This is a genomic window from Pseudomonas juntendi (assembly GCF_021560075.1).
Taxonomy (GTDB): domain Bacteria; phylum Pseudomonadota; class Gammaproteobacteria; order Pseudomonadales; family Pseudomonadaceae; genus Aquipseudomonas; species Aquipseudomonas juntendi.
The window spans coordinates 4,784,791-4,798,892 of the sequence record NZ_CP091088.1 but is presented as its reverse complement, the minus strand read 5'-3'; the positions used below and the strand labels follow the sequence as shown (position 1 = coordinate 4,798,892).

Here is a 14,102-nt window from a genome sequence, read left to right as displayed (position 1 = left end):
GCTGAAGATGCTCCGGCTACCCTTGCCAGGAACCATAGAATCTCCCACAGGGGCGTGGTGCATCAGACAAAGCAGAGCGAAAGCGACTCAGCAATATAAGCAGGCTTCTCTTCACCCTCGATTTCCAGCGTGGCAATCGCCTTGAGCAGCCACTGCCCGGGTCTTTTTTCGGTCACCTCGGCCAGGTCCACTTTCAGCCGCACCTGGCTGTTCACCTTGACCGGCTGAATGAAACGCACGCTGTCCAGCCCGTAGTTCACCACCATCTTCATGCCTTGCGGCAGCACCAGGATGTCTTCGATCAGCTTGGGGATCAGTGAAAGGGTCAGAAAGCCATGGGCAATCGTGCTGCCAAACGGGGTTTGCGCGGCCTTTTCCGGGTCGACATGGATGAACTGGAAATCGCCGGTGGCTTCGGCGAACAGGTTGATGCGCTGCTGGTCGATCTTCAGCCAGGCCGAGCGGCCCAGTTCCTTACCAACGTATTGCGAAAGCTCTGTAACCGGTACATAGGGCATCGCGGACTCTCCAGGTTGTCAGTTGGTACGAAAGTGCAAGATCAGCACGCTCGGCCATTGCAGTCAAGTTGTCCGCTTTTCGGCGAATATCGATCTATAGCACGGCGTGCTTATAATGGCGCCATGCCCAAGGGAGATGCTTATGCTGTTGCGTGGTCTGACCTGGCTGGTGCTGTTCCAGCTGTTGGGAACGGCGATCAACCACCTGTTGCTGCCGGTTTTGCCGGGCCCGATCATTGGCCTGTTGCTGCTGCTGGGCTTCCTCATGGCCCGCGGCGAGGTTGGCAAGCCACTGAATGAAGCGGCCAGCAGCCTGCTGCGCTACCTGCCGCTGTTGCTGGTGCCGCCGGCGGTGGGGGTGATGGTCTATGCCCGGGATATCGCTGCCGACTTCTGGGCGATTGTCGGCGCCCTGCTGATTTCCTGCCTGCTGACCCTGGTTTTCGTCGGGGTGCTGATGCAGAGGCTGATCCAGCGCCAGAGCAAGCGCGAGGAGCAGCCATGATGCTTGACTGGCAAGGCGCCCTGGATGCGGTCGTGCACCACCCTTTGTTTGGCATCGGTCTCACCCTGGCGGCCTACCAACTGGTGCTCGCCGCCTACGACAAGACGCGCTGGATCTTCCTGCAGCCGGTGTTGGTGTCGATGCTGCTGGTGATCGGCGTGCTGCTGGCGTGCGGCATCGACTACAGCGAATACCGCAACAGCACGCAAATCATGAATACCCTGCTGGGCCCGGCCACCGTGGCCCTGGCGGTGCCTTTGTACCTCAACCTGCGGCGCATCCGGCAGTTGTTCTGGCCCATCTTTACTACGCTGGTAGTCGGGGGGCTGTTTGCCACCCTGTGTTGCCTGCTGCTGGGCTGGTGGTTCGGTGCCGAGCACATGATCCTGATGACCATGGCGCCCAAGTCGGTCACCTCGCCGATTGCCATGCTGGTGGCCGAACAGATTGGCGGGGTCGCTGCCCTGGCAGCGGTGTTCGTACTGATTACCGGGGTAATCGGCGCCATCTTCGGCCCGGCGCTGCTCAGCCGTGTTGGCGTGCACAGCCCGGAAGCCCGCGGCATGTCGCTGGGGGTGACGGCGCACGCGGTGGGCACTTCGGTGGCCCTGCAGGAAAGTGACGAATGCGGCGCCTTTGCCGCGCTTGCAATGAGCCTGATGGGCGTAGCCACGGCGGTGTTCCTGCCGTTGGCGGTAAGCCTGGTGGCCTGAGGACTGGTGATGACGCTACCGCTGTTTCCGCTCAATACTGTGCTGTTTCCTGGCTGCTTTCTCGACTTGCAGATTTTCGAGGCGCGCTACCTCGACATGATCGGGCGCTGCATGAAGCAGGGCGAAGGGTTTGGCGTGGTGTGCAGCAGGTGGGCAAGGCGCCGCCGACGGTCGCCTCGATCGGCTGCGAGGCGCTGATCCGCGATTTCGTACAGCAGGACAACGGCTTGCTGGGCATTCGCGTCGAAGGCGTGCGGCGCTTCAACCTGGACAGCACCGAGGTGCAAAAGGACCAGTTGCTGGTAGGGCAGGTGCAGTGGCTGGCCGAGCAGGCCGACAGCCCGTTGCTGGAAGCGGACGATGACCTGGTGGCGCTGCTGGTGGCCTTGGGTGAGCACCCGATGGTCGAGGCGCTGGACATGCCGCGCCCGCTGGACGGGCGCCAGGCGCTGGCCAACCAGCTGGCTTACCTGCTGCCGTTCATGGAAGAAGACAAGCTGGACCTGCTGAGCCTCGACTCGCCGCAGCAGCGGCTGGGCGAGATCCAGAAATTGCTGGAGCGGATTCAGGGCGAGCTGTTTGCCTGAGGTGAGAGTTGCCTGCGCCGGCCTGTTGGTAGCGGAGCCTGTGTAGTAGCGGCTTGCCCCACCAACAGGCCGGCAACATCAATAGTGATACCTGGCCAACGCCTGCGGCAGTGCATGCATGGCAAAAAAGGCCAGCAGCGCCACGCAAGCCGGCAACACCAGCCACCATACCCGCTGCGGCAAGGCCGGCAGCGGCTGGCGGTACTGCACCAGGGTCAGGCTGAAGGCGCACACGCAGCACGCCAGCAGGGCCCCGGCGAGGATATCGGTGGGCCAGTGAGCACCCAGGTAGACCCGCGACAGGGCAATCGCCAGCGCCGGAATGCAGCCCAGCATCACCCAGGTCAGGCGCATCCGCGGCGGCTGACCGCGCCCGGCCAGCACCGCCATCACCAGGAAGAAGGCAAACGATGCCGAGCTGTGCCCGCTGGGCATGCTGTAGCTGGTCAGCGGGTCGCTCAGTACCTCGGGCCGGGCACGGGCAAACAGCCATTTGAGGGTGCCATTGGCGATTGCCGTGCCCATCAGCGCGCCGCCGGCGAACACGGCGTGACGCCATTGCCGGGCCAGCAGCAACAGGCCGGTCAGCAAGCCGCCCAGGAACAGCTGGGTTCTGAAGTCGCCCAGGCGGGTGACCAGGACCACGGTGCCATCGATGGCCTGGCTGCGGTGCTCCTGCACCAGGGTCATCACGCCTTGGTCGAATTCATGCAAGTATGGCCAGCCCAGAAAAATGCCGGCCAGGGCGATCAGGCTCAAGCCGGCAACCAGCCGGGTGCCGTGGCGTTGATCGCGAATGCTGCTGTTCAGGCTCAGGCCGATCAACACGGCCAGGCCGCCGGCGAGGATGCCGGCGTCCAGCCAGAAGCCCTCTGGCAAGGGTAGGCGCATGGCAGCCCCCGTGGCCCAGCCAGGCAGCAGGTAGGCCACTGACCAACCCGCGCCGGCCACCAGGCTGACGGCGATGAAGCGTGGCAGCGGCATGTCGAACATGCCGGCGACCATCGGCAGCATGGGGCGCAGCGGGCCGATGAAGCGGCCGACCAGCAGGCTGGCGATGCCGTAGCGCTGGAAGTAGGTTTCGGCGCTGCCGATCCATTCCGGGTGATGGCGCAGCAATGGCAGCCGGCGGATGTTCTGATGGAAGTACTTGCCCACCGTGTACGACAGGGCGTCGCCCAGCAGCCCGCCGAGAAAACCCAGCAGCAAGGTCTCGCCCAGGCTGAAGGTGCCGCTACCGGCCAGTACCGCCACGGCGAACAGCAGCACCGTACCCGGCACGATGATGCCGGCGATGGCCAGGCATTCGACGCAGGCCACCAGGAAAATCGCCACGCCAAGCCACTGGGGGTTGGCGCTGAGCCAGCCGGTCAGGCTGTCGAGCCATTGGCCCATGGTCAGCTTCCTTGTTCGAGAATGAAGAAATCGCGACCTTCGACTTGGCCGCGGCGCAAGGGGTTCCGCGTGCAGAAACGCGCGTACTCGGCATCGACGAAGCGGTAGGGCAGGTGCTCGTCGCGCCCGTGCGGGATGCCCAGGCGGGTGGCCTGGATCACCTTCGGCACGGGGCTGCCACAATCCTCCACATATAGGCGCTCGGCGTCGAAGCGCCGGGCGTCCCACTGTGGCACTTTCAAGCCCAGGGCGCGGCACAGCAGCGTTTGCCCGGCGCACAGGCGTTCCGGCGGGCGCAGCTTGCCACTGGCATCGGGGTTGTTCAGTTGCATCTGGGCCAGGCTGTTGGGGCCCGAGCGGGCGTCCTGCCAAGGATAGGCGGACTTGATGAGCACTGCGTTGCCAGGGCCGTGGGCGCTGAAGTTCAGCGAGTCGCCGCCGCGCGCGTAGTACATGTAGATATGCCCGCCATCGAGGAACAGCGCCTTGCGCTTCTCGGTGTAGCCGAGTGAGGCATGGCTGCCTTTGTCGGTGAGGTAGTAGGCCTCGGTTTCGATGATGCGCGCCGCCAGCCACAGGTCGCCCTGGCGATGGCGGATGACCTTGCCAAGCAGGGCTTTGGCCAGGGTTTGGGCGTCGCGGTCGAAAAAGCTGTCGGGCAGGGCTGGCATGCGGGCTGTTCGCGATCTGGGGACGCCGGATAATAGCAATGAATGGCTTAATCGAGGCTGAATCGAGTGTGGTGTTGGCGGGGCCGGCCCTTTCGCGGGCATGCCCGCTCCCACAGGTACTGCATGGCCCAAGGCCTTGTGAAATCCCTGTGGGAGCGGGCGCGCCCGCGAAAGGGCCCCAGCAGGAGAGTGAAATTTCGATAAGAGCGGTTACATCTTTCCTGCATATTGCCCAGGCCATTTTCGACCATCCGCCACCCACCGCTGGGCGTATACCTGCGCGGCAGTTATAATCAGCCGATTTCCCCTTCGCCAAGACACCGAACCCATGACCGAGTCCGTTCTTGACTATATGACCCGCCTGGGTCGCGCTGCCCGCGAGGCGTCCCGGGTCATCGGCCGTGCCAGCACTGCGCAGAAGAACCGCGCCCTGTTGGCCGCCGCCGATGCGCTGGATGCTGCCCGCGCCGAGCTCACCGCTGCCAACGAACTGGACCTGGCCGCCGGCCGTGCCAATGGCCTGGAGCCTGCGCTGCTGGATCGCCTGGCGCTGACCCCGGCGCGTATCGACGGCATGATCACCGGCCTGCGCCAGGTGGCCAGCCTGCCGGACCCGGTGGGCGCCATCCGGGACATGAGCTACCGCCCATCGGGCATCCAGGTCGGCAAGATGCGTACGCCACTGGGGGTGATCGGGATCATCTACGAGTCGCGCCCCAACGTGACCATCGATGCCGCCAGCCTGTGCCTGAAGTCGGGTAACGCCACCATCCTGCGTGGGGGCTCCGAAGCCATTCATTCCAACCGCGCCATCGCCACCTGCATCCAGCGTGGCCTGGCTGCCGCCGACTTGCCGGCCGCGGTTGTCCAGGTGGTCGAAACCACCGACCGCGAGGCCGTGGGCGCGCTGATCAGCATGCCTGCGTTCGTCGATGTCATCGTCCCACGGGGTGGCCGTGGCCTCATCGAACGCATCAGCCGCGATGCCCGCGTGCCGGTGATCAAGCACCTGGACGGTATCTGCCACATCTATGTCAGCCAACATGCCGACCTGGACAAGGCCTGGAATGTGGCATTCAACGCCAAGACATACCGCTACGGCATTTGCGGGGCCATGGAAACGCTGCTGGTCGACCAGCAGGTGGCCGAGCGCTTCCTGCCGGAAATGGCCCGCCGCTTCCGGGACAAAGGCGTGGAACTGCGGGGTTGCGAGCGCACCCAGGCACTCATCGACGCCAAACAGGCGACCGAAGACGACTGGCACACCGAGTACCTGGACGCGATCCTGGCAATTCGCGTGGTCGACGGCCTGGACCAGGCTATCGAACACATCAATCACTATGGCTCGCACCACACCGACTCGATCATCACCGAACACCAGGGCGAAGCCCGCCAGTTCATGGCGGAGGTCGATTCGGCATCGGTCATGCTCAACACCCCAACCTGTTTCGCCGATGGTTTCGAGTACGGGCTGGGCGCGGAAATCGGCATTTCCACCGACAAGCTGCATGCCCGCGGCCCCGTCGGCCTGGAGGGGCTGACCTGCGAAAAATACGTCGTCATCGGTGACGGCCAGTTGCGCGGTCAGGGGTCCTGCTGAGTTGAGCAAGGCCCAGGCAGTCCGGCGCATCGGCATTCTCGGCGGAACGTTCGATCCGGTGCACATCGGCCACCTGCGCAGCGCGCTGGAAGTGGCCGAGTTCATGGGGCTGGACGAACTGCGCCTGCTGCCCAATGCCCGGCCGCCGCACCGCGATACCCCGCAGGTGGCCGCGCAAGACCGCCTGGCCATGGTGCGCGAAGCAGTACAGGGGGTGGCCTGCCTGAGCGTCGACGCCCGTGAGCTCGAGCGTGACAAGCCGTCGTACACCATCGACACGCTGGAGTCGGTCCGTGCCGAACTGGCCGGTAGCGACCAGTTGTTCCTGGTGCTGGGCTGGGATGCCTTCTGTGGCTTGCCCAACTGGCACCGCTGGGAAGAATTGCTGCAACACTGTCACATTCTGGTGCTGCAACGCCCGGATGCCGACGTAGAACCCCCTGACGAGCTGCGCAACCTGCTGGCTGCGCGCTCGGAGAGCGATCCCACCGCCATGTCCGGCCCGGCGGGAAATATTTCGTTCGTCTGGCAGACACCGCTTGCGGTGTCGGCTACACAGATCCGACAGCTGCTGGCCAGCGGCAAATCGGTGAGGTTCCTGGTGCCGGACGCCGTACTGGCCTATATCGAGGCGCACGAACTGTATCGTGCGCCCAACTGACGGCGCCCCTGGCGCCTCATCCAACGAGTTGAACGAGTTTTATATGACCAAGCAGAAAATTTACGGCGAAGAACTGGTCGCAGTGACCAAGGCCGCGCTGGAAGACGTGAAGGCCCAGGACATCCAGGTCATCGACGTGCGCGAGAAGCACAGCCTGACCGATTACATGATCATTGCCACCGGTACCTCCAACCGCCAGATCAACGCCATGGCCGAAAAGGTCCGTGAAGCCGTCAAGGCCAAGGGCGCACAGCCTCTGGGCGAAGAAGGCAAGGGCGACAGCGATTGGGTGCTGCTGGACCTGAACGACGTCATCGTGCACATGATGACCGCCGCTGCGCGCCAGTTCTACGACCTGGAGCGCCTGTGGCAAGGCGCCGAGCAAAGCCGTGCTGCGGATGGCAAGCACCACAGCCCGGACCATGCCCACGAGTATTCCGACAAGCTCAAAGACCGCGAATAAGGGCAGCGCCGTGCGTTTGCGCCTGATTGCGGTCGGCTCGCGCATGCCGAAGTGGGTCGAGGAAGGCTGGCATGAATATGCCAAGCGCCTGCCCACCGAGCTGTCGCTGGAGCTGGTGGAAATTCCGCTGAACACCCGTGGCAAGAATGCCGACGTCGCCCGCCTGATCCGTCAGGAGGGCGAGGCCATGCTGAGCAAGGTGCAGCCCGGGGAACGCATCGTTACCCTGGAGGTCCATGGCAAGCCCTGGAGTACCGAGCAACTGGCGGGCGAGCTGGATCGCTGGCGGCTGGACGCGCGCACGGTCAATTTGATGGTGGGCGGCCCGGAGGGCCTGGCGCCTGAGGTTTGCGCGCGCGCCGAGCAACGCTGGTCGCTGTCGCCGCTGACCCTGCCACACCCGTTGGTAAGGATACTCATCGGCGAGCAGATCTACCGCGCCTGGACCGTGTTGTCCGGGCACCCTTACCACAAATGAGCCTGTAAGCCGTCCGATGTCGCAGCCGATCCGTCTCAAGGACCACGAGAAAGACGCCCGCCTGGTGCGTAACCGCGTCGTGGTCGGCGCAATCGCGGTGGTGCTGCTGGTGTGCGTGCTGATCGCGCGGCTGTACTACCTGCAGATCATCCAGTACGACTACCACTCCACGCTGTCGGAGAACAACCGGGTGCATGTGCAGCCGATCCCGCCGACCCGCGGGTTGATCTTCGACCGTAACGGCGTGATCGTGGCCGACAACCGGCCCAGTTTCAGCCTGTCGATGACCCGCGAACGCGCGGGTAACTGGCAGGAAGTACTGGACACCATCGTCGAAGTGCTGGAATTGACCGAAGACGACCGCGCCCTGTTCGAGAAGCGCATGCGCCAGGGCCGCCGGCCGTTCGAGCCGGTGCCGATCCTGTTCGAGCTCAACGAAGAACAGATTGCCCGGATGGCGGTCAACCAGTTCCGGCTGCCGGGTGTGGAGGTGGTCGCGCAGCTGGTGCGGCATTACCCGCAGGGGGCGCACTTCGCCCATTCGGTGGGTTACGTGGGGCGGATCAACGAGAAAGAGCTGAAAACCCTCGACCCGGTGAACTACAGCGGTACCCACCATATCGGCAAGACCGGCATCGAGCGCTTCTATGAGGATGCACTGCACGGCCAGGTCGGTTACGAGGAAGTCGAGACCAACGCCCGCGGCCGCGTGCTGCGGGTGCTCAAGCGCACCGACCCCAAGCCGGGCAAGGACATCGTGCTGAGCCTGGACATCAAGCTGCAGGAAGCCGCCGAGGCCGCCCTGGGTGGCCGCCGGGGCGCCGTGGTGGCGCTGGACCCGCGCACTGGCGAGGTTCTGGCCATGGTCAGCCAGCCAAGCTTCGATCCCAACCTGTTCGTCACCGGCATCAGCTTCAAGGCGTATGCCGAGTTGCGTGATTCGATCGACCGGCCGCTGTTCAACCGCGTGTTGCGCGGCTTGTACCCGCCGGGCTCCACCATCAAGCCGGCGGTGGCGATTGCCGGCCTGGACAGCGGTGTGGTCAACGCCAGTAGCCGGGTATTCGACCCTGGCTACTACCAACTGCCCAACTACGACCACAAATACCGTAACTGGAACCGCTCGGGTGATGGCTGGGTCGACCTGGACACCGCGATCATGCGCTCAAACGACACCTACTTCTACGACCTTGCCCACAAGATGGGCATCGACCGGCTGTCCAGTTACATGAACAAGTTTGGCATCGGCCAGCGGGTATCCCTGGACATGTTCGAGGAATCTGCCGGGCTGATGCCATCGCGGGAATGGAAGCGCGCCACCCGCCGCCAGGCCTGGTTCCCGGGTGAAACCCTGATTCTTGGCATTGGCCAGGGCTACATGCAGGCGACGCCGTTGCAACTGGCCCAGGCCACTGCGCTGATCGCCAACAAAGGCGTATGGAACCGCCCGCACCTGGCCAAGACCATCGAAGGCCAGCCGCCGGTGGACGAAAACCCCATGGCGAACATCGTGCTGCGGGACAAGTCGGACTGGGCCAAGGTCACCCATGGCATGGAGCAGGTGATGCACAACGCCCGCGGTACCGCACGCAAGGCCGCCCTCGGTGCCCAATACCGCATCGCCGGCAAGAGCGGTACCGCCCAGGTGGTGGCGATCAAGCAGGGTGAAAAGTACGACCGTAACAAACTCCAGGAGCGCCACCGTGACCACGCCCTGTTCGTTGCCTTCGCTCCGGCCGAAGCCCCGCAGATCGTGGTGTCGGTGATGGTCGAGAACGGCGAGTCCGGTTCGGGTGTTGCGGCACCGGTGGTCCGCCAGATCATGGACGCCTGGCTGCTCGACGAAAATGGCCGTCTCAAGCCCGAGTTCGCGCCTGCTACCGCTACCCAGGAATCAGCCCTGTGATGAACAATTTCGATCGCATGCTCTCCAGTGAGGATGTGATGCGTCGGCGCGCCAGCTTCCTGCAGCGCATTCATGTCGACGGCCCTTTGCTGATCATTCTACTGACCCTCGCCGCCGGCAGCCTGTTCGTGCTGTATTCGGCCAGCGGCAAGAACTGGGACCTGCTGCTCAAGCAGGCGACCTCGTTCGGCATCGGTCTGGTGTCGATGTTCGTCATCGCCCAGCTGGAGCCGCGCTTCATGGCCCGCTGGGTGCCGCTGGCCTACCTCACCGGGGTGCTGCTGCTGGTGGTGGTGGACGTGATGGGCCATAACGCCATGGGCGCCACGCGCTGGATCAACATCCCGGGGGTGATCCGCTTCCAGCCCTCGGAATTCATGAAGATCATCATGCCGGCGACCATTGCCTGGTACCTGTCCAAGCGCACCTTGCCGCCGCACCTGAAGCACGTGGCCATCAGCCTGGTGCTGATCGGCGTGCCATTCATTCTGATCGTGCGCCAGCCCGACCTGGGCACCGCACTGCTGATCCTGGCATCGGGCGCCTTCGTGCTGTTCATGGGTGGCCTGCGCTGGCGCTGGATCCTCAGCGTACTGGCAGCGGCGGTGCCGGTGGCGGTGGCGATGTGGCTCTTTGTCATGCACGACTACCAGAAGCAGCGGGTACTGACCTTCCTCGACCCGGAAAGCGACCCGCTGGGCACCGGCTGGAACATCATCCAGTCCAAGGCGGCAATCGGTTCGGGCGGGGTGTTCGGCAAAGGCTGGCTGCTCGGCACCCAGTCGCACCTGGACTTCCTTCCGGAAAGCCATACCGACTTCATCATCGCCGTGCTCGGCGAGGAGTTCGGCCTGGTCGGTATCTGCCTGCTGCTGATCGTCTACCTGCTGCTGATCGGCCGTGGCCTGATGATTACCGCCCAGGCCCAGACCCTGTTCGGCAAGCTGCTGGCGGGTAGCCTGACCATGACCTTCTTTGTCTACGTATTCGTCAATATCGGCATGGTCAGCGGCCTGCTGCCCGTAGTGGGCGTGCCGCTGCCCTTTATCAGCTATGGCGGAACATCCTTGGTAACGCTGCTGTCAGCGTTTGGCGTTCTCATGTCGATCCATACGCACCGAAAATGGATCGCACAGGTTTGAAAAAGGTGAACAATTTGATGCAAGCAGTGCGTAACTGGGCTGCCCGTTGTGCGCCGTGGGTCGGCGCGGTGGGCCTGTTCGGCGCTGTACAGCTGGCCCATGCCGGCGACTATGAGGGTTCGCCACAGGTGGCCGAGCTGGTGGGCGAAATGAGCCGAGACTACGGTTTTGCCCCGGAGCAGCTGATGGGGGTGTTCCGTGAGGTGCAGCGCAAGCAGTCGATTCTGGATGCCATCTCGCGCCCTGCCGAGCGGGTAAAGCCGTGGAAGGACTACCGGCCGATGTTCATCACCGATGCGCGCATTGCCCGTGGGGTGGATTTCTGGCGCCAGCACGAGGCGGTGCTGGCGCGCGCCGAGCAGGAATACGGGGTACCCGCGCAATACATCGTCGCGATCATTGGGGTCGAAACCTTCTTCGGCCGCAACACCGGCAACTACCGGGTGATCGATGCCCTGTCGACGCTGGGCTTCGACTACCCGCCGCGCGCCGAGTTCTTCCGCAAGGAGCTGCGCGAGTTCCTGCTGCTGGCGCGCGACGAGCAGCTGGACCCGTTGACCCTCAAAGGCTCCTACGCCGGTGCCATGGGCCTTCCACAGTTCATGCCGAGCAGTTTTCGCAACTACGCGGTGGACTTCGACGGTGACGGCCACATCAACATCTGGAACAACCCGGACGATGCCATTGGCAGCGTGGCCAACTACTTCAAGCGCCACGGCTGGGTAGCCGGCGAAGGCGTGGTCAGCCGCGCCTGGGTAGAAGGTGCGCGCGCCGACGAAGGCCTGACCACCGGTATCGAGCCGGTCAAGACCGCGGGGGAGTTGCGCGCGCTTGGCTGGTCGGTTCATGATTCGCTGCGCGATGATCTGCCGGTTACGGCCTTCCGGCTCGAAGGCGACAATGGCCCCGAGTACTGGATGGGGCTGAAGAACTTCTACGCGATCACTCGCTACAACCGCAGCGTGATGTATGCCATGGCGGTGCATCAGCTCGCGGAACAGCTGGTTCAAGTACGGGGCGTCAAGTAATGCGCGCAATCATCTCTGCACACTCTTTCAAGCTGCTCACCTGCCTCGCCGTTGGCCTGGTGCTGGCCAGTTGCTCTTCCAACCGCCCGGCCCCGCAAAAAAGCAGCGGCAACGTGGTACGCAGCCAGCCGGGCCTGGATATCAACCGGGCACACAAGGATGGCGCGCCGTGGTGGGACGTGGATGTGAACAAGATCCCCGACGCCACGCCGACCGTGCACACCGGTAACTACAAGGCCAACCCCTACACGGTGCTGGGCAAGACCTACTACCCCATGCAGGACTCGCGCAACTACCGCGCCGAGGGTACCGCGTCCTGGTACGGCACCAAGTTTCACGGGCAGAACACCGCCAATGGTGAGCTGTACGACCTGTACGGCATGAGTGCCGCGCACAAGACCTTGCCGCTGCCGGCCTATGTGCGCGTGACCAACCTGGCCAACGGCCGTAGCGTGATTCTGCGGGTCAATGACCGTGGCCCGTTCTATTCCGACCGCATCATCGACCTGTCCTATGCCGCAGCGAAAAAGCTCGGCTATGCCGAAATCGGCACCGCACACGTGCGTGTCGAGGGCATCGACCCGCAACAATGGTGGGCCCAGCGTGGCCAGACGCCACCGATGGTGCTGAAGGAGCCCCAGGTGGCCCAGACCCAGGCGGTGCCGGCCACGACCGGGCGGGTCGAGCAATGGACGCCGCCGCCGCAGCAGCACGCTGCGCCGGTGGTGCCGGTACAGGTAGGGGGCAACAACGTCCCGGGTGGCAATGGCGGCAGCTTCCTGCAGGTGGGTGCCTTCGCCAACCCGGATGCCGCCGAATTGCTGCGCTCCAAGCTCAGCACCATGGTCAGCGCGCCGGTGTTCATCAGCTCGATCGTGCGTAACCAGCAGACCCTGCACCGCGTGCGGCTGGGGCCGATCGGCAGCCAGGGCGAGATCCAGCAAGCCCAGGACAGCATCCGCCTGGCGAACTTGGGGCAGGCCAAGCTGGTCACAGACTGAGCTCAGCTACAAGCAACCGGCTGCAAGCTGCAAGCTGCAAGAAGACCCTGCGCCCACCCGCTTTGTCTTTCGGCTTGCAGCTTGAAACTCTTGCTGTCGGTTTTGTCATGAACTGCCGGGCTCGGCCATGTACAATGTCGGCTTTTGCCCGCAGCGACATAAAGCCGCACTGTAGCGGGCCAGGCCTCTGGCCATAAAACTAGACTGACTGGCGCTGGGCGCATGATGTTGCCCAGGGAACATCAGACCATTAGCGATTTTCGAGAGACGGATGAACATCACCAACCTTGCCAAACGACTTTGCCTGCCTGTACTGCTGCTGATCACGCCTGCCGCCTTCGCGGCCGAGCAGATGACACCGGCACCACCGCAACTGGCAGCCAAGTCCTACGTACTCATGGACGCGTCCAGCGGCAACGTGCTGGTCGAAAACAACGGTGACGAGCGCCTGCCGCCAGCCAGCCTGACCAAGCTGATGACCGCCTACATCGCCACCCTGGACATCCGCCGTGGCCAGATCGGCGAGAACGACCCGGTTACCGTCAGTGAAAACGCCTGGCGTACCGGCGGTTCGCGCATGTTCATCAAGGTTGGCAGCCAGGTCACCGTCAGCGACTTGCTGCACGGCATCATCATCCAGTCCGGCAACGATGCCTCGGTCGCCCTGTCCGAGCACATCGCCGGCAGCGAAGATGCCTTCGCCGACATGATGAACAAGACCGCGGCCGACCTGGGCATGACCAACAGCCACTTCATGAACCCGACTGGCCTGCCGAACCCAGACCACTACTCGTCGGCCCATGACATGGCGGTACTGGCCCGGGCGATCATCAACGTCGACCCGGCGCACTACGCCATCTATTCGCAGAAAGAGTTCTTCTGGAACAACATCAAGCAGCCTAACCGCAACCTGCTGCTGTGGCGCGACAAGACCGTCGACGGCCTGAAAACCGGCCACACCGAAGAAGCAGGCTACTGCATGGTGGCTTCGGCGGTACGCGATGGCCAGCGCCTGATCGCGGTGGTGTTCGGCACCAACAGCGAACAAGCGCGTGCTGCCGAAACCCAGAAGCTGCTGACCTACGGCTTCCGCTTCTTCGAAACCCAGACCTTCTACCAGAAGGGCACCGAGCTGACCCAGGCGCCGGTGTGGAAGGGCGCCACTGGCCAAGTCAAGGCCGGCCTGGCCGACGACCTGACCATGACCATGCCTAAAGGCCAGCTCAAGCGCCTGGTCGCCACGATGACCATGAACCCGCAGCTCACCGCGCCAATCGCCAAAGGTGACGTGATCGGCAAAGTGGAAGTCAAACTGGACGAGAAAGTGGTTCACAGCGCCGACCTGATCGCCCTCGATGGCGTCGAGGAAGGTGGTTTCTTCCGCCGTATGTGGGATAGCATCCGTCTATTCTTCTACGGGTTGTTCAACTGATA

14 protein-coding genes and 1 pseudogene are annotated in these 14,102 nt (G+C 63.7%); 12 read left to right on the top strand and 3 right to left on the bottom strand.

Translation table 11 applies throughout. The annotated features are described in order from the left end of the window. Positions 1-62: 62 nt before the first annotated feature. On the bottom strand, positions 63-518 hold the full coding sequence (locus tag L1P09_RS22245; RefSeq protein WP_009685814.1) for a MaoC family dehydratase: 456 nt from the start codon (positions 516-518) through the stop codon (positions 63-65). 142 nt (positions 519-660) lie between these two features. Here L1P09_RS22245 and L1P09_RS22240 point away from each other — a divergent pair, with 142 nt between their 5' ends. From L1P09_RS22240 to L1P09_RS22230, 3 genes and pseudogenes are all read left to right on the top strand, one after another. Next, a complete protein-coding gene (locus L1P09_RS22240) occupies positions 661-1,023 on the top strand; it encodes a CidA/LrgA family protein (protein ID WP_054906041.1) in 363 nt (120 codons plus the stop codon). Further along, complete coding sequence (locus L1P09_RS22235; RefSeq protein ID WP_009685817.1) at positions 1,020-1,736, top strand: LrgB family protein; 717 nt, start codon at positions 1,020-1,022, stop codon at positions 1,734-1,736. Before L1P09_RS22240 ends, L1P09_RS22235 begins: the two co-directional genes overlap by 4 nt. 9 nt (positions 1,737-1,745) lie before the next feature. Beyond that, positions 1,746-2,323, top strand: a pseudogene (locus L1P09_RS22230) (LON peptidase substrate-binding domain-containing protein). A 78-nt stretch (positions 2,324-2,401) separates the two neighbouring features. Here L1P09_RS22230 and L1P09_RS22225 read toward each other — a convergent pair. Next, positions 2,402-3,718, bottom strand: a complete 1,317-nt coding sequence (locus L1P09_RS22225) for a bifunctional DedA family/phosphatase PAP2 family protein (RefSeq protein ID WP_054906040.1) — start codon at positions 3,716-3,718, stop codon at positions 2,402-2,404. Positions 3,719-3,720: 2 nt separating this feature from the next. Beyond that, entirely contained in the window at positions 3,721-4,389 is a 669-nt protein-coding gene (locus tag L1P09_RS22220) for a DNA-3-methyladenine glycosylase (protein WP_029885808.1), read from the bottom strand. A 328-nt stretch (positions 4,390-4,717) separates the two neighbouring features. On the opposite strand from L1P09_RS22220, the gene L1P09_RS22215 reads away from it, so the two are divergent. The 9 genes from L1P09_RS22215 (at position 4,718) to L1P09_RS22175 (ending at position 14,100) form a co-directional block, all read left to right on the top strand. After that, positions 4,718-5,989: a glutamate-5-semialdehyde dehydrogenase gene (locus tag L1P09_RS22215; protein ID WP_235768124.1), complete on the top strand. Its 1,272-nt coding sequence runs from the start codon at positions 4,718-4,720 to the stop codon at positions 5,987-5,989. A gap of 1 nt (position 5,990) precedes the next feature. Further along, a complete protein-coding gene (nadD, locus tag L1P09_RS22210; protein ID WP_054906039.1) occupies positions 5,991-6,650 on the top strand; it encodes a nicotinate-nucleotide adenylyltransferase in 660 nt (219 codons plus the stop codon). 43 nt (positions 6,651-6,693) lie between these two features. Further along, on the top strand, positions 6,694-7,113 hold the full coding sequence (gene rsfS, locus L1P09_RS22205) for a ribosome silencing factor (RefSeq protein WP_009685825.1): 420 nt from the start codon (positions 6,694-6,696) through the stop codon (positions 7,111-7,113). A gap of 10 nt (positions 7,114-7,123) precedes the next feature. Beyond that, positions 7,124-7,591, top strand: a complete 468-nt coding sequence (gene rlmH, locus L1P09_RS22200) for a 23S rRNA (pseudouridine(1915)-N(3))-methyltransferase RlmH (RefSeq protein WP_054906038.1) — start codon at positions 7,124-7,126, stop codon at positions 7,589-7,591. Between the two features lie 16 nt (positions 7,592-7,607). After that, positions 7,608-9,497, top strand: a complete 1,890-nt coding sequence (gene mrdA, locus L1P09_RS22195; protein WP_235768123.1) for a penicillin-binding protein 2 — start codon at positions 7,608-7,610, stop codon at positions 9,495-9,497. 38 nt (positions 9,498-9,535) lie between these two features. Continuing rightward, entirely contained in the window at positions 9,536-10,639 is a 1,104-nt protein-coding gene (gene rodA, locus L1P09_RS22190) for a rod shape-determining protein RodA (RefSeq protein ID WP_235768977.1), read from the top strand. 17 nt (positions 10,640-10,656) lie between these two features. After that, on the top strand, positions 10,657-11,667 hold the full coding sequence (gene mltB / locus L1P09_RS22185; RefSeq protein ID WP_009685829.1) for a lytic murein transglycosylase B: 1,011 nt from the start codon (positions 10,657-10,659) through the stop codon (positions 11,665-11,667). Further along, positions 11,667-12,668 carry a septal ring lytic transglycosylase RlpA family protein gene (locus tag L1P09_RS22180; protein ID WP_054906037.1) on the top strand — a complete coding sequence of 334 codons (1,002 nt, stop codon included), beginning with the start codon at positions 11,667-11,669 and terminating at the stop codon, positions 12,666-12,668. The genes mltB and L1P09_RS22180 overlap by 1 nt, the downstream gene beginning before the upstream one ends. Before the next feature lie 271 nt (positions 12,669-12,939). Further along, the gene (locus L1P09_RS22175) at positions 12,940-14,100 is read left to right on the top strand and encodes a D-alanyl-D-alanine carboxypeptidase family protein (protein ID WP_009685831.1); all 1,161 of its coding nucleotides are present in this window, start codon (positions 12,940-12,942) and stop codon (positions 14,098-14,100) included. Positions 14,101-14,102 lie beyond the last annotated feature (2 nt).